The sequence below is a fragment of the Polaribacter sp. KT 15 genome (assembly GCF_900143115.1).
Classification (GTDB): Bacteria; Bacteroidota; Bacteroidia; order Flavobacteriales; family Flavobacteriaceae; genus Polaribacter; species Polaribacter marinaquae.
The window spans coordinates 252,986-268,303 of sequence record NZ_LT670850.1 but is presented as its reverse complement, the minus strand read 5'-3'; the positions used below and the strand labels follow the sequence as shown (position 1 = coordinate 268,303).

The 15,318-nt window shown below is 29.5% G+C and carries 14 protein-coding genes; 6 read left to right on the top strand and 8 right to left on the bottom strand.

The window, feature by feature from the left end; genetic code table 11:
• Positions 1–112 precede the first annotated feature (112 nt).
• Both carB and B5464_RS01295 read left to right on the top strand, forming a co-directional pair.
• Complete coding sequence (carB, locus tag B5464_RS01300) at positions 113–2,968, top strand: carbamoyl-phosphate synthase large subunit (protein WP_079736882.1); 2,856 nt, start codon at positions 113–115, stop codon at positions 2,966–2,968.
• Between the two features lie 169 nt (positions 2,969–3,137).
• A complete protein-coding gene (locus tag B5464_RS01295; protein WP_079736881.1) occupies positions 3,138–3,719 on the top strand; it encodes a fasciclin domain-containing protein in 582 nt (193 codons plus the stop codon).
• Between the two features lie 47 nt (positions 3,720–3,766).
• Here B5464_RS01295 and mazG read toward each other — a convergent pair whose 3' ends face one another.
• From mazG to ruvX, 4 genes are all read right to left on the bottom strand, one after another.
• Complete coding sequence (gene mazG, locus B5464_RS01290) at positions 3,767–4,546, bottom strand: nucleoside triphosphate pyrophosphohydrolase (RefSeq protein ID WP_079736880.1); 780 nt, start codon at positions 4,544–4,546, stop codon at positions 3,767–3,769.
• 58 nt (positions 4,547–4,604) lie between these two features.
• A complete protein-coding gene (locus B5464_RS01285; protein ID WP_079736879.1) occupies positions 4,605–5,021 on the bottom strand; it encodes a DUF5606 domain-containing protein in 417 nt (138 codons plus the stop codon).
• A gap of 29 nt (positions 5,022–5,050) precedes the next feature.
• Positions 5,051–5,641, bottom strand: coding sequence for a peptide deformylase (def, locus tag B5464_RS01280; RefSeq protein ID WP_079736878.1), 591 nt, complete (start codon positions 5,639–5,641; stop codon positions 5,051–5,053).
• Positions 5,642–5,781: 140 nt separating this feature from the next.
• Positions 5,782–6,192 (bottom strand): Holliday junction resolvase RuvX, encoded by a 411-nt coding sequence (gene ruvX / locus B5464_RS01275; protein ID WP_079736877.1) that lies wholly within the window; start codon positions 6,190–6,192, stop codon positions 5,782–5,784.
• A gap of 120 nt (positions 6,193–6,312) precedes the next feature.
• On the opposite strand from ruvX, the gene B5464_RS01270 reads away from it, so the two are divergent.
• Together B5464_RS01270 and B5464_RS01265 are read left to right on the top strand one after the other, a co-directional pair.
• The gene (locus tag B5464_RS01270; protein WP_077809640.1) at positions 6,313–7,128 is read left to right on the top strand and encodes a 2,3,4,5-tetrahydropyridine-2,6-dicarboxylate N-succinyltransferase; all 816 of its coding nucleotides are present in this window, start codon (positions 6,313–6,315) and stop codon (positions 7,126–7,128) included.
• A gap of 13 nt (positions 7,129–7,141) precedes the next feature.
• Positions 7,142–7,897 carry a glycosyltransferase family 2 protein gene (locus B5464_RS01265; protein WP_079736876.1) on the top strand — a complete coding sequence of 252 codons (756 nt, stop codon included), beginning with the start codon at positions 7,142–7,144 and terminating at the stop codon, positions 7,895–7,897.
• On the opposite strand, the gene B5464_RS01260 is transcribed toward B5464_RS01265, so the two are convergent.
• Both B5464_RS01260 and B5464_RS01255 read right to left on the bottom strand, forming a co-directional pair.
• On the bottom strand, positions 7,894–8,640 hold the full coding sequence (locus B5464_RS01260) for a glycosyltransferase family 25 protein (RefSeq protein WP_231963624.1): 747 nt from the start codon (positions 8,638–8,640) through the stop codon (positions 7,894–7,896). The genes B5464_RS01265 and B5464_RS01260 overlap by 4 nt on opposite strands.
• Positions 8,637–9,440 carry an alpha-1,2-fucosyltransferase gene (locus tag B5464_RS01255; RefSeq protein ID WP_079736875.1) on the bottom strand — a complete coding sequence of 268 codons (804 nt, stop codon included), beginning with the start codon at positions 9,438–9,440 and terminating at the stop codon, positions 8,637–8,639. The genes B5464_RS01260 and B5464_RS01255 overlap by 4 nt, the downstream gene beginning before the upstream one ends.
• Before the next feature lie 133 nt (positions 9,441–9,573).
• On the opposite strand from B5464_RS01255, the gene B5464_RS01250 reads away from it, so the two are divergent.
• Complete coding sequence (locus B5464_RS01250; RefSeq protein WP_079736874.1) at positions 9,574–10,989, top strand: CCA tRNA nucleotidyltransferase; 1,416 nt, start codon at positions 9,574–9,576, stop codon at positions 10,987–10,989.
• A 4-nt stretch (positions 10,990–10,993) separates the two neighbouring features.
• Positions 10,994–11,761, top strand: coding sequence for a DUF1647 domain-containing protein (locus B5464_RS01245; protein ID WP_079736873.1), 768 nt, complete (start codon positions 10,994–10,996; stop codon positions 11,759–11,761).
• On the opposite strand, the gene B5464_RS01240 is transcribed toward B5464_RS01245, so the two are convergent.
• Positions 11,762–13,591 (bottom strand): ABC transporter ATP-binding protein, encoded by a 1,830-nt coding sequence (locus B5464_RS01240; RefSeq protein ID WP_079736872.1) that lies wholly within the window; start codon positions 13,589–13,591, stop codon positions 11,762–11,764.
• Positions 13,591–15,306: a phospho-sugar mutase gene (locus B5464_RS01235; RefSeq protein ID WP_079736871.1), complete on the bottom strand. Its 1,716-nt coding sequence runs from the start codon at positions 15,304–15,306 to the stop codon at positions 13,591–13,593. The genes B5464_RS01240 and B5464_RS01235 overlap by 1 nt, the downstream gene beginning before the upstream one ends.
• Positions 15,307–15,318 lie beyond the last annotated feature (12 nt).

The window sequence follows — 15,318 nt, the reverse complement described above, 5'->3', positions numbered from 1 at the left end:
TTAACAAATGTTAATGATTTAAAGGTGTTGCTATTTTTTAGTAACACCTTTTTTTATATCTAATCATTAACTATTTTTACAAAAATAAACAACAACACAACAAATTTTTACCATGCCAAAAAGAAAAGACCTAAATTCTATTTTAATTATTGGATCTGGACCAATTGTAATTGGTCAAGCATGTGAATTCGATTATTCTGGTTCACAATCTTTAAGATCTTTAAGAGAAGATGGTATAGAAACAATTTTAATTAATTCTAACCCAGCAACAATCATGACAGATCCTTCTATGGCAGATCATGTGTACTTGTTGCCTCTTACAACTAAATCTATTATTCAAATTTTAAAAGAGCACCCTCAAATTGATGCTGTTTTGCCAACAATGGGTGGACAAACTGCATTAAATTTATGTATTGAGGCAGATGATAAAGGAATTTGGAAAGATTTTGATGTAAAATTAATTGGTGTAGATATTGATGCCATTAACGTAACAGAAGATAGAGAGCAGTTTAGAGAATTAATGATAAAAATTGGTGTGCCAATGGCACCTCAAGCAACTGCAACTTCTTTCTTAAAAGGAAAAGAAATTGCACAAGAATTTGGTTTTCCATTAGTAATTCGTTCTTCTTATACGTTAGGTGGGGCAGGAGCTTCTATCGTTTATGATCCAGAAGATTTTGACGAATTATTAAGTAGAGGTTTAGAAGCATCACCAATACATGAGGTGATGATTGATAAAGCAATGATGGGATGGAAAGAATATGAATTAGAATTATTACGTGATAAAAATGATAATGTTGTAATTATATGTTCTATAGAAAATATGGATCCTATGGGAATTCATACAGGAGATTCTATTACGGTTGCACCAGCAATGACACTTTCTGACAAAACGTATCAGAAAATGCGTGATATGGCAATTCATATGATGCGTTCTATTGGAGATTTTGAGGGTGGTTGTAATGTGCAATTCGCAGTTTCACCAGATGAAAAAGAAGATATTATTGCCATTGAAATTAACCCAAGGGTTTCTAGATCCTCTGCATTAGCATCTAAGGCAACTGGTTATCCTATTGCAAAAGTAGCTACAAAATTAGCAATCGGTTATTCTTTAGATGAATTAGAAAACGGAATTACAAAATCTACATCAGCTTTATTTGAGCCTACATTAGATTATGTAATTGTAAAAATACCTCGTTGGAATTTTGATAAATTCGAAGGTTCTGATAGAACTTTAGGTTTACAAATGAAAGCTGTAGGTGAAGTGATGGGAATCGGACGTTCTTTTCAAGAAGCATTACACAAAGCAACTCAATCTTTAGAAATAAAGAGAAACGGTTTAGGTGCAGACGGAAAAGGATACACAGATTATAATCAAATTATAGATAAATTAACCAATGCAAGTTGGGACCGTGTATTTGCAATTTATGATGCAATTGCAATGGGAATTCCGCTAAGTAAAATTTATGATATCACAAAAATAGACATGTGGTATTTAAAACAATATGAAGAATTATTTCACTTAGAAAAAGAAATTTCTACCTATTCTATAGACACTATAGAGAGAGATTTATTGTTAGAAGCTAAACAAAAAGGTTACGGTGATAGACAAATAGCTCACATGCTAAAATGTTTAGAAAGTGAAGTTTACACGAAGAGAGAAGAATTAAAAGTACAACGTGTATTTAAATTGGTAGATACTTGTGCGGCAGAGTTTAAAGCAAAAACTCCTTATTATTACTCAACTTTTGAAAATGAAATTGAAACTGCAGAAGGAGAAATAACAATAGCTAATGAAAGTATTGTTTCTGATAAAAAGAAAATTATTGTTTTAGGTTCTGGACCAAATAGAATTGGACAAGGAATTGAGTTTGATTATTGTTGTGTTCATGGTGTTTTAGCAGCTGCAGAATGTGGTTACGAAACGATTATGATCAACTGTAATCCAGAAACAGTATCTACAGATTTTGATACTGCAGATAAATTATATTTTGAGCCTGTTTTTTGGGAGCATATTTATGACATTATCCGTCATGAAAAACCAGAAGGTGTAATTGTACAATTAGGAGGACAAACTGCATTAAAATTAGCAGAAAAGTTAACAAGCTACGGTATTAAAATTATAGGAACTTCTTTCGAAGCATTAGACATTGCAGAAGATAGAGGTAGATTTTCATCAATGTTAAAAGATAATAACATTCCTTACCCAGAATTTGGTATCGCAGAAACTGCAGATGAAGCTTTAGAATTAGCAGATCAGTTAGATTTCCCTATTCTTGTAAGACCTTCTTATGTATTAGGAGGGCAAGGGATGAAAATTGTAATTAATAAAGAAGAATTAATTAAACATGTAGTAGATTTATTAGGTAGAATGCCAAATAATAAATTATTATTAGATCATTATTTAGATGGTGCAATAGAAGCAGAGGCAGATGCAATTTGCGATGCAGATGGTAACGTTTATATAATTGGTATTATGGAGCATATTGAGCCTTGTGGAATTCACTCTGGAGATTCTAATGCAACTTTACCAGCCTTTAATTTAGGTGAATTTGTTATGCAACAAATTAAAGATCATACACATACTATTGCAAGAGAATTAAAAACAGTAGGTTTAATAAATATTCAGTTTGCAATTAAAGATGATGTTGTTTACATTATTGAAGCGAACCCTAGAGCATCTAGAACAGTTCCGTTTATTGCAAAAGCATACAAAGAACCTTATGTTAACTATGCTACAAAAGTTATGCTTGGTCATAATAAAGTAACTGATTTTGATTTTAACCCTCAATTAGAAGGTTTTGCAATTAAACAACCCGTATTTTCATTCAATAAGTTTCCGAATGTTAATAAGAAATTAGGTCCAGAAATGAAATCTACAGGAGAAAGTATTCTATTTATAGATAGTTTAAAAGATGATGATTTCTATAATTTATATTCAAGAAGAAAAATGTATTTAAGTAAATAATAATTTTTTACTTCAACTAAAACATCCAATTCTAAATGTAGAGTTGGATGTTTTTTTATGTATAAATTATTTTTGTTTAATTAATTTAACAAAAGATTAAACATTTTTAAACCTATTTACTATTTTGTTTTCATAATTTTGATGACAATTAAAAACTAAAACACAAATTATGAAGACAAAAAATTTATTATTAGCATTATCAATTGTAGGATTTTTATCTGCTACATCATGTAAATCAGCTAAAACAGAAGAAGTAAATAATGTAAAAAAAGAAGTAGTTGCAAAGATTGAAGAAAAGGTGCAAACACCAAATATTGTTGAAGTTGCTGTAGGAAATGAAAATTTCTCGACTTTGGTAGCAGCAGTAAAAGCAGCAGATTTAGTAAGTACTTTAAGTTCAGACGGCCCTTTTACTGTATTTGCACCTACAAACGATGCTTTTGCTAAATTACCAGAAGGAACGATAGCAAATTTATTGAAAACAGAAAATAAGGCAACTTTAACTAGTATTTTAACTTACCATGTTGTTTCTGGTAAATTTGATGCAGCAGCTGTTGTTGCCGCAATAAAAGCTAATAACGGTGCTTTTGAAGTAACTACTGTTCAAGGTGGCAAGTTGGTTGCATCTTTAGATGGTGAAAGTGTAATTTTAAAAGATGAAAAAGGAAACACGTCTAAAGTAATAATGGCAGATGTTGCAGCTTCTAACGGAGTAATACATGCTATTGATAGCGTTGTAATGCCTAAGTAATTACAAAGCATAGAATAAAAAAAGCTCTCAAAATTTGAGAGCTTTTTTTATTTAAAATATGTTTTTGATTTCTCCCAATAAATATCCATTTCAGTTAAAGTCATTTCAGAAAGGTCTTTACCAGCATCTTTGGCGGCTTTTTCTAGAAACTGAAAACGATTGATAAATTTTTTATTAGTTTTCTCTAAAGCATTTTCAGGGTTAACATCAATAAAACGAGCGTAATTTATCATAGAAAATAAGACATCACCAAATTCTTTTTCGGTATTTTCTTTGTTTCCTGCTTTAATCTCTTCGTTTAATTCTTCAAGTTCTTCTTGTACTTTTTCCCAAACTTGTTCTGGTTGTTCCCAATCGAAACCAACGCCTGCTACTTTTTCTTGAATTCTACTAGCTTTTACAACTGCAGGTAAACTTTTAGGAACACCTTCTAAAACAGATGTATTGCCTTCTTTTAGCTTTAATTTTTCCCAATTTCTTTTTACATCTTCTTCATTATCAACTTTTACATCGCCGTAAATATGAGGATGTCTATTTATTAATTTGTCAGAAATTGTATTGGCTACATCAGCAATATCAAAAGAATTCTTTTCGCTACCTATTTTAGCATAAAAGACGATATGCAAAAGCACATCGCCTAATTCTTTTTTTATTTCTTGTAGATCGTTGTCTAAAATAGCATCTGCTAATTCATATGTTTCTTCTATGGTAAGATGCCTTAAACTTTCTAATGTTTGTTTTTTATCCCACGGACACTTCTCTCGAAGATCATCCATAATATCTAACAAACGATTAAATGCGGCTAGTTGCTCTTTTCTAGAATTCATATAAATTAATTTGTAAAAATTTAGAGTTACAAATAAACAGTAACAATAAATTTAAAAATTATTCTGCGCTTTCTTCAGAAGTTTCTTCTATTTTAGAAAAATCCATACCAGCTTTAACCAAAAGGTTAAACCATTGAATTACTTTTTTAATGTTAGAAGTATACACTCTTTCTGCATCATAATCCGGTAAAACTTCAGCAAAAAATGTTTCTAGTTTTTTACCACTTTCTTTGTGAGAAATAGCTTCTTTACCTTCTGTCTTCTCGAACATCGCCTTAAAAACCTGTAGTAAAGGAATATCTTCTTCGTAAGTATAAATTGCAATGTTTTCTAACAAACTAACATTTTGAGTCGCATTAATAGCGATACGTTTGTTGTCTGTTAAAGAAGCAACAATAATTGCATTTTTAGATTGAGAAACTACTTGGTATAAACCTGCTTTACCTGTTACGGCTATAATTTTATTAAATTCCATGTTATATATTTTGTGTCTTTATATTAAGACTATTTACCTTTTTTTTGATTTGGAAAACGCATTCTATAATCTGCTCTAATCTTTCCTTTAGAAATGTTTTCTAATTTCTTTTTGATGATTCTTTTCTTTAATGAAGAAAGTTTATCTGTAAACAATATACCTTCTATATGATCATATTCGTGTTGAAAAACTCTTGCTGCTAAACCATCTAAAGATTCTCTATGCTTTTCGAAATTTTCGTCTAAATATTCAATAGTAATATTAGGTTTTCTAATGACATCTTCTCTAACATCAGGTATACTTAAGCAACCTTCATTAAAAACCCATTCTTCACCTTCTTCTTCGATAATTTTTGCGTTGATAAAAACTTTATTAAAATCTTTTAATGCAGTTCTATCTTTTTCTGATAATTCTTCATCTTCTGCAAAAGGAGATGCATCAATAACAAATAAACGTATTGCTTTGCCAATTTGAGGAGCTGCTATACCAACACCAGAAGCGTTGTACATAGTTTCTTTCATATTGGTAATTAGTTTTTCTAAGTCAGGATAATCTTTAGTTATCTCTGTAGCAACTTTTCTTAAAACCGGATCTCCGTACGCAACAATTGGTAATATCATTTATTTTTATTTAAAAACGTTTGCAAAAATACAATTTACAATTACTATTGACGAATTTTTGAATTGAGAATTTTTAAAATTCAATAATTTTTAAACCGATTTTAACATTTAATAAGCTAAAAGTAATTAAGAAATCGATTTTACATATTGTAAAGATAAGATTGCAGTATAATTGTAGCACTAATTTCGTCAATCATGGCTTTGTTTCTGCGCTGCTTTTTCTTCATTCCGCTATCAATCATCGTTTGAAAAGCCATTTTAGATGTAAAACGTTCGTCTATTCTTTTCTTCGGAATTTGAGGTAGTAGTTTTTCTAGTTTTTTCATAAATGGTACTATTAAGACTTCACTTTCGCTATCAGTATTGTCCATTTGCTTTGGTTTTCCTATTAAAATAAGTTCTACTTTTTCTTTAGAAGTATATTCTTTTAAAAAGGACAAAAGTTCATCAGTATTTATAGTTGTTAAACCAGATGCTATTATTTGTAATTCATCTGTAACAGCTATTCCTGTTCTTTTTTTTCCAAAATCTATTGCTAAAATTCTAGCCATTTATAATTGTTTTAGCAAAAATACGATTTTTAAACAAAGCAGAAATATCTGTTTAAAAAATGTATCTTCGCTTTCAGTTTTTACAGATACATTTATATTTGCAGAAATTATACCATTAAAATGAAAGAAATTAGAGAAATTATAGAATCAGCATGGGAAAACCGTGAATTGTTAAAAGAGCAAAGCACGATAGATACAATTAGAAAAGTTGTTGATTTATTAGATAAAGGAGAGTTAAGAGTAGCCGAACCTACAACAGATGGTTGGCAGGTAAACGAATGGGTAAAGAAAGCAGTAGTTTTATATTTCCCTATTCAGAAAATGGAAACTTTAGAAGCAGGTATTTTTGAATATCACGATAAAATTCCTTTAAAGAAAAACTTTGCAGAAAGAGGTATTAGAGTTGTACCAAATGCAGTAGCAAGACACGGTGCTTATATCTCTGCCGGAACTATTTTAATGCCAAGTTATGTAAACATTGGTGCTTATGTAGACGAAGGTACAATGGTGGATACTTGGGCAACAGTTGGCTCTTGTGCTCAAATTGGTAAAAATGTTCACTTATCTGGTGGTGTTGGTATTGGTGGTGTTTTAGAACCATTACAAGCTGCACCAGTAATTATAGAAGACGGTGCTTTTATAGGTTCTAGATGTATAGTTGTAGAAGGTGTTCATGTAGAAAAAGAAGCGGTATTAGGTGCAAACGTTGTGTTAACAATGAGCACGAAAATTATAGATGTTACAGGTGATGAACCAGTCGAGATGAAAGGTAGAGTTCCTGCACGTTCTGTTGTAATTCCTGGAAGTTATACAAAAAAGTTTGCAGCCGGAGAATTTAATGTACCTTGTGCTTTAATTATTGGAAAAAGAAAAGAAAGTACAAACAAAAAAACGTCTTTAAACGATGCTTTACGTGAATATGACGTAGCTGTTTAAGACTTAATATGCTATGACAAAAATATCGGCAATAATACCTACACTTAATGAAGAGATTCATATTGCAGATGCAATTAAATCTGTAAGTTTTGCAGACGAAATTATTGTTATAGATTCTTATAGTACAGATAAAACTTTAGAAATAGCCGAAAAGCTAAATGTAAAAATCATCAAGCGAAAGTTTGATGATTTTTCTTCTCAAAAAAACTTTGCTATTCAGCAAGCTTCCTATGATTGGATCTATATTTTAGATGCAGATGAACGTGTTACAGAAAGTGTAAAACAAGAAATTTTAGAAGCTGTTAAAAATCCGGGTAACTTTGTTGGGTTTTATGTTCATAGAAGTTTCTATTTTGCAAATCAAAAAGTAAACTATAGTGGTTGGCAAAGAGATAAGGTAGTTCGATTATTTTTAAAAGATAAATGTCACTATAGAGGTGTAGTTCATGAAACTATTGTTTCTAAAGGTGAGTTAGGTTTTCTTAAAAATAAAATTGATCATTTTGGTTATAGAAATTATAATCATTTTATTGCTAAAATAAATCATTATTCGATTTTAAAAGCTCAAGAACTTCATAAAAAAGGTAAAAAAGTAAATGCCTTTCATTTATTAATTAAGCCAACTGCCAGGTTTTTTATACATTATGTAATCCGTTTAGGTTTTTTAGACGGATTAACGGGATTAATTTTATCAAAAATACTAGCGTATTCTGTTTTTACCAGATATATAAAGTTATGGTTATTAAATAAAGGTATTGAAGAAAATTAATTGCTTTTGTAAAAGATAATATTCCTAAAAAATCGATAATTTTTATAGGTTAAAAATGCAATTAGTTGCCAAATTGGTCTTAAAATTTCTCTTAAAATCTTTTTAACTTTCGGCATACTTTTTTGTTGAATGGTTGTGCCACCAACATTTTTATCATTACTACTAACATAACTTTTAACAGTAGTGTAAACTTTTACTTTGTGTTTAAAAACATCTTGCTTTAAAACATCTATTGGTGCATAATATGTGGTTAAGTTTTTAGCTAATAATTTAGCAGCATCTTTACCAATTATTTGCCCTGTTGTTTGTAGAGCAGGTATTGCAAACATGTTCAGCAATTCTTTACTTTCTATCGATAAAAAACCTTTTCTACCTGCAATATCAATAAAATCTTTATTAGTGGCAGAAATTAAGATTTTTTCTAAATCATCAAAAAAATCATCAGTTAATAATGCATCATCTTCTAAAATAATTGCAAAATCTTCTTTTTGGTTTGCAACAATACTCCAAAGATCAAAATACGTTTTTGTTAATCCTATTTCACCATCGTTTAAATACGGAAAATGAGTAAGTATATTGTGTTGTTTTTTTGCTTTTTCTAAATATGTTTTAGGTAATTCTTTACCATAAACTGCAGGCATTCTAGTTAATGGAATATTCAATTTTTTAAATTGATTTTCCATAAAATTTCTTCTTTCTAAGCTTTTATCTAAATTTATGTAGTAAACTTTATAAGTCATCATATTTTTATCCAGTTTTGGCAAGCAATTTCGTTTACTTTATCTACAAACCAATTTTTTGGTGCAATTATAGTTTTATTTTTATTTCTATTTAACCAAGCTCCCCACCAAGAAAAACTGCTATTTGCTGTAATATTATGTTTACATAAGCTCATTAAATAAATGTCTTCATGTGGTAAACATTTATGGTTTATATAAACAGCATTTTCGATAACTAAATTATCTTTTGTCCAATTGATATCATCAGAAAAAATAAAAAAAGAAACATTAGAATGTTTTTTATTGATGATATTAATGGCTTCTTTATAATATGCTAAACTACAAGTTCCGTGTATAGTGTTCGATTTTGAATCTGTTACATAATCACCGCGCCTAATATGTATAGAACAGCTAGTTTCTGATTTTAAAATTTCGGTTTTATATAGTTTAGTAGAGTTAGAAAGTTCTTCTTTAAGTACAAATTGATGAATTAATTCGCTTCTAATATCAGAAAAATATTTTTCTGTCTGAAAATATCCTTTTAAATATTCGTTTCCTTTTAAGTTGATTAAGTTTTTATCGAATAATAAATTCTTTTCTTTTAAGGTTTTAAACGGATTTATTTTTGATAAGAATAAATTGAATGTGTTTGCAGTTTTTATATCAATTTTATATTTATCTAATTGATAACCACCATGCAATTTGTATTTTTTTATTTTAGATAGATCTAATTGCACTTCGTAACCTTTCATTTCTAGCGACTTTGCATACGCATATTGAAACATTTGGTTTCCTAATCCGCCAAGTATTCTAACAATAATCATGGTTAATTTTAAGTAAAAAAAAGTAATTTTTTATGCAATACGCAAAAGTACAAATGTTATTACAATTTTCTTTGATTAATTTGCTGTTTAAAAGCTTAGAAAATAATAAATTTGCGAACACTTTTAAAGGAATATGAAGTATACAGAAGCAATCTCATCAGAAATTTTTAATATTATATCTAAAGCATCAAAAGAGCTACAAGTAGAAAGTTATGTAATTGGTGGTTTTGTTAGAGACTTTTTTTTAAAAAGAGGTACAGCAAAAGATATTGATGTAGTTGCAATTGGTAGCGGTATCGATCTGGCGCTAAAAGTTTCTAGTTTATTACCAAATAAACCAAAGGTTCAGGTTTTTAAAACCTACGGAACCGCAATGTTACGTTTTAAAGATGTAGAAATAGAGTTTGTAGGTGCTAGAAAAGAGTCTTATACAGAAGAAAGTAGAAATCCAGAGGTTACTGAAGGTAGTTTACAAGACGATCAAAACAGAAGAGATTTTACTATAAATGCTTTGGCTTTAAGCTTAAATGAATCGAATTTTGGTGAATTATTAGATCCTTTTAATGGTATGGAGGATTTAGAAAACGGAATTATAAGAACCCCTTTAAATCCGGATATTACGTATTCTGATGATCCATTGCGAATGATGCGTGCAATTCGATTTGCAACGCAATTAAATTTTAAAATTGAACATGATTCTTTATCTGCAATAACAAAAAATGCAGATCGATTACATATAATTACTAGAGAACGAATTGTTGATGAGTTGAATAAGATTATGTCTTCTTCAAAGCCATCTGTTGGTTTTTTATTACTAGAAAAAACAAAATTGTTAAAGCAAATTTTACCAGAATTAATTGCTTTAAAAGGAGTAGAAGAGGTAGAAGGGCAGAAGCACAAAGATAATTTTTATCATACTTTAGAAGTGGTTGATAATATTTCTGAAAACACAGATGATGTTTGGCTTCGTTGGGCAGCTTTGTTGCATGATATTGGTAAAGCGCCAACAAAAAGATTTAGTAAAAAAGTTGGTTGGACATTTCATTCGCATGAATTTGTTGGCTCTAAAATGGTTCAAAAAATCTTTAAAAGATTAAAAATGCCATTAAATAATAAAATGAAGTTTGTTAAAAAAATGGTAATGCTTAGTTCTAGACCTATCGTTTTAGCAAGCGATGTTACAGATTCTGCAGTGAGACGTCTGGTTTTTGATGCCGGTGATGATATTAATGATTTAATGACGCTTTGTGAGGCAGATATTACAACTAAAAATCCTAAGAAATTTAAAAGATATCATAGTAATTTCGAAATTGTAAGAGCTAAAATAAAAGAAGTAGAAGAGAGAGATAGAGTACGTAATTTTCAACCACCAATTTCTGGAGAAGAAATTATCGAAGCATTTAATCTACAACCATGTAGAGAAATTGGTCAAATTAAAGAAGCTATCAAAGAAGCTATTTTAGATGGTAAAATACCTAATGAGCACGATGCTTGTTATAAATTTATGATTGAAAAAGGAAAAGAATTGGGTTTAACACTTTCAGTATAAATACATGAAATTATTTACAGAAATAAGAACCTTATTTTTAGATCTAAGATTTTTTTTTATTGATAGCAAACAAGAATTAGTTATCGTAACAGGTTCTGATAGTTCTCATTTTAAAAGCCTTTATCAGCTTTTAGAAAGTTTAAAAGTTCATGAAAAAAATACAAAAACTATAATTTATAATCTTGGTTTAACTTCTGATGAGGTTCTAAAAATAAAATCGAAATTTAAAAACTTCGAGTTAAGAGATTTTGATTATGCTAAGTATCCAGAATATTTTAATGTGAAAGTAAACGCTGGTGAGTATGCTTGGAAACCTGTAATTATTGATACTGTATTAAATGAATTTAAAACATCTGTATGTTGGTTAGACGGCGGTAATAAAGTTGTTAAACCATTAAATTCTCTTAGAAAGATAATAGAATTGTATGGTTTTTATTCGCCTTTTTCTAAAGGTATTGTTTCTGAATGGACGCATGAAAAATCTTTAGATTGTTTAGGTATTTCTAATGACTCTAAAATATTAAATCAACGAAATTTAAACGGTGCATGTGTTGCTGTTAATTATAATAATGTAGCTGCAAGAAATGTAATTAAAAAATGGAGTGACTGTGCAAGAAATAAAGCTTGTATTGCTCCAGAAGGAAGTAGCAGGTCAAATCACAGACAAGATCAGGCTATATTATCTGTACTAGTTTACAAAAACATGTTTAAAATTGGTAGAAAAATGGTGTATAGAAAATTCGGATTTAAAACACACCAAGATATCGATTAACTAAGATAAACTTTGCATTGTAACCAATTTAAAGTATTCTCCTTTTTTTGCAAGAAGTTCTTCATGTTTACCTTGTTCTACAATTTCCCCTTTTTTAAGTACCACAATTTTATCTGCTTTTTGAATAGTAGACAATCTGTGTGCAATTACTAAAGATGTTCTGTTTTGCATCATTTTTTCTAAAGCTAATTGAACTAGTTGTTCAGATTCTGTATCTAGGGCAGAAGTAGCTTCATCTAAAATCATTATTGGTGGATTTTTTAAAACGGCTCTAGCAATAGACAAACGCTGTTTTTGTCCGCCAGAAAGCGTATTACCACTGTCACCAATATTGGTATTGTATTTTTCGGGTAAATTTTGAATAAACTCATCTGCATTTGCAATTTTTGCAGCCTCTAATATTGCCGAATCTGTTGCGTCTTGAGTTCCTAACTTTATATTATTAGTAATTGTATCATTAAAAAGAATTGAATCTTGAGAAACAATTCCCATTAAATCTCTTAAAGATTTTTTAGTGATATTTTTAATGTTGTTATTGTCTAATAAAACTTCACCTTTATTTACATCATAAAAACGAGTTATTAGGTTTGCTAATGTAGATTTTCCGCTACCAGATTGCCCCACCAAAGCAACTGTTTCTCCTTTATTAATCGTTAATGAAAAATCTTTTAAAACATAATCGTCTTTATATTTAAATGAAATGTTTTTAAATTCAATTTCTGATGAGAATTCATTTTTTTGCAGAGCATTTGGTATATCTTTTATACTATTTTCAGTATTTAAAACAGACATAATTCTTTCTGCAGAAGCTTCACCCTTTTGTATGTTATAAAAAGTGGTTGTAATTAATTTTATAGGATTTAAAACAGTATAAAACAATACAATATACCCCATAAATTCATCAGGTTTTAGAGAGCTTTTGTTAGACAAAACCTCTGTACCACCATACCAAAGAATCGCAATTATTGTTGCAGACCCTAAAAACTCGCTCATAGGAGATGCTAATGTTTGTCGATGAATTACATTAGTCATCAACTCCTTAAACTTTAAAGTTGAGTTTTTAAATTTATTTGCAATAACATTTTCTGCGTTAAAGCCTTTAATAATTCTTAAACCTGTTAAAGTTTCTTCTATAAATGATAAAAAATTACCAGTTTCCTTTTGAGCTTTAATAGAATTTGCTTTTAACTTTTTACTTATTGAAGAAATTATAAAACCAGAAACAGGTAGTAAAATAAAAACAAATAAGGTTAATTTAACGCTCATAAAAAGCATTAAAGAAATAGCTATAATTACCGTTAAAGGTTCTCTAACAATTGTTTCTATAGAAGTTAATATAGAATTTTCAACTTCTTGAACATCAGAAGTCATTCTTGCAATAATGTCTCCTTTTCTCTTTTCAGAAAAATACGAAACAGGTAACTCTACAATTTTATGATATAAATTGTCTCTTAAATCTTTTACAACACCTGTCCTTAAAAATGTAATTACATACGATGCTAAATATCTAAATAAGTTTTTTAGAAAAAACAAAGAAATAGCCAAAAGGCAAATAAAAACTAATGTTTTTATATTGCCTTCGTTTTCTATTTTTTCTGAAATAAAATGATAAAAACTTTCTTTTAAAAAGTCTCCAATTTTTGTAATTCCTTGGTAAGTAGGTTTTTTTACAACTTCTTTGTTTGTGCTAAAAAGTATGCCTAATACCGGAATAAATGCTAATACAGAAAGTACATTAAAAATAGCATAAAGTATATTGAAAAGTATATTTAAAACTGTAAATTTTCTATACTTCTTTTCGTATTTTAAAATGTCCTTAAAATATCCCATTAATTTAATTTCATTTCTTTAATAATTCGTTGAATTTTAGCATCTAATTCAGCTTCTACTTTTTCTGCATTTTCTTTTGTATCAAGAGAAGAATTTACACTGAAATAAAATTTAATTTTAGGTTCTGTTCCACTTGGTCTAGCCGCAATTCTTGTTCCGTTTGCTGTTTGATAAATTAAAACATTAGATTTAGGTATGTTAATTTTAGATACCTCACCAGTAATTAAGTTCTTTTTAGTTGAAGCTTGATAATCTGATAAAGATTCTACTTTTTCGCCATCAATTTCTGATAAAGGATTATTACGCATGTCGCTTAACATTTGCTGAATTTCTGCTGCACCATCCATTCCTTTTTTAACTATAGAAATTAAATGCTCTTTGTAGAATTTATTATCAACATAAATATTTAATAATTCTTCGTAGAAAGAGCTACCATTTTGTTTTGCGTAAGCAGCAATTTCACAAGCTAATAATGTTGCTGTAACTGCATCTTTATCTCTTACAAAGCCACCAACCATGTATCCGAAACTTTCTTCTCCACCACCAATAAAATCAAGTTCTGGAAAATCTTTCACCATTTTGGCAATCCATTTAAAACCTGTTAAACCAATTTTAGTTTCAACATTATAATTTGCAGCTACGTCGTTAACTAGTTCAGTAGAAACAATAGTAGAACCTATAAATTGTTTACCGTTCATTTTACCTTCTTCTTTCCATTTCTTTAAAAGGAATTCAGTCATTAAAACCATAGTTTGGTTACCATTTAATAACTTCATTTTGCCGTTAGTATCTCTAACTGCAACACCTAATCTGTCGCAATCAGGATCTGTACCAATAACAATATCAGCATCTATCTTATTAGCCAAATCTGTAGCCATTTTTAACGCTTCTGGTTCTTCTGGGTTAGGAGATTTTACCGTTGGAAAATCGCCATTAGGAACTCTTTGTTCTTCTACGATATGAACATCTGTATACCCCGCTTTAGCCAAAGCATCTGGCACAGATACAATAGAAGTACCGTGTAAAGAAGTAAAAACAATTTTTAAATTATCTCTATTGATATTTTCTGCTAAAGAGCCATTTTTTACTGATGCTTCAATGAAAACATCGTCAATATTTTTACCAATTGTTTCAATTAAATCTTCGTTAGCATCAAAATTAATTTCAGAAAAATCTAAAGCGTTTACTTTGCCAATAATTCCGCCATCATGCGGAGGTACAATTTGCCCGCCATCTGCCCAATATACTTTGTAACCATTATATTCTGGCGGATTGTGAGACGCAGTTAATACTATACCCGCATCACAATCTAAATGCCTTACAGCAAAAGAAAGTTCTGGTGTTGGTCTTAAATCTTCGAACAAGAATACTTTTATGTTATTTGCAGATAAAACGTTTGATACGATTTTAGCAAATTTTTTACTGTTATGTCTACAATCGTAAGCAATTACAACTTTTATTTGCTCTTTATTTACGTTTTCAATTAAGTAATTAGACAAACCTTGTGTTGCTCTACCTAATGTATATTTATTTATTCTATTGGTTCCTGCGCCCATTACACCACGCATTCCACCAGTACCAAACTCCATGTCCTTGTAAAAACTATCAGTTAATTCAGATGAGTTTTCACTAATTAGTTTCTGAATTTGATCTTGTGTTTCTTTATCGAATGTAGGTGTTAACCATTGTTTTGCTTTTTCTAATATTTCGCTCATTTTGGTTTGATT

What these genes read in the sequence shown, in the direction of transcription:
- B5464_RS01265 (WP_079736876.1), top strand. Translation starts at nt 7,142, where the DNA reads ATGACAAAAATATCGGCAATAATACCTACACTTAATGAAGAGATTCAT.
- def (WP_079736878.1), bottom strand. Translation starts at nt 5,641, where the DNA reads ATGATATTACCAATTGTTGCGTACGGAGATCCGGTTTTAAGAAAAGTT.
- B5464_RS01260 (WP_231963624.1), bottom strand. Translation starts at nt 8,640, where the DNA reads ATGATGACTTATAAAGTTTACTACATAAATTTAGATAAAAGCTTAGAA.
- B5464_RS01235 (WP_079736871.1), bottom strand. Translation starts at nt 15,306, where the DNA reads ATGAGCGAAATATTAGAAAAAGCAAAACAATGGTTAACACCTACATTC.
- B5464_RS01240 (WP_079736872.1), bottom strand. Translation starts at nt 13,591, where the DNA reads ATGGGATATTTTAAGGACATTTTAAAATACGAAAAGAAGTATAGAAAA.
- carB (WP_079736882.1), top strand. Translation starts at nt 113, where the DNA reads ATGCCAAAAAGAAAAGACCTAAATTCTATTTTAATTATTGGATCTGGA.
- B5464_RS01285 (WP_079736879.1), bottom strand. Translation starts at nt 5,021, where the DNA reads ATGGAATTTAATAAAATTATAGCCGTAACAGGTAAAGCAGGTTTATAC.
- ruvX (WP_079736877.1), bottom strand. Translation starts at nt 6,192, where the DNA reads ATGGCTAGAATTTTAGCAATAGATTTTGGAAAAAAAAGAACAGGAATA.
- B5464_RS01250 (WP_079736874.1), top strand. Translation starts at nt 9,574, where the DNA reads ATGAAGTATACAGAAGCAATCTCATCAGAAATTTTTAATATTATATCT.
- B5464_RS01295 (WP_079736881.1), top strand. Translation starts at nt 3,138, where the DNA reads ATGAAGACAAAAAATTTATTATTAGCATTATCAATTGTAGGATTTTTA.
- B5464_RS01270 (WP_077809640.1), top strand. Translation starts at nt 6,313, where the DNA reads ATGAAAGAAATTAGAGAAATTATAGAATCAGCATGGGAAAACCGTGAA.
- B5464_RS01245 (WP_079736873.1), top strand. Translation starts at nt 10,994, where the DNA reads ATGAAATTATTTACAGAAATAAGAACCTTATTTTTAGATCTAAGATTT.
- mazG (WP_079736880.1), bottom strand. Translation starts at nt 4,546, where the DNA reads ATGAATTCTAGAAAAGAGCAACTAGCCGCATTTAATCGTTTGTTAGAT.
- B5464_RS01255 (WP_079736875.1), bottom strand. Translation starts at nt 9,440, where the DNA reads ATGATTATTGTTAGAATACTTGGCGGATTAGGAAACCAAATGTTTCAA.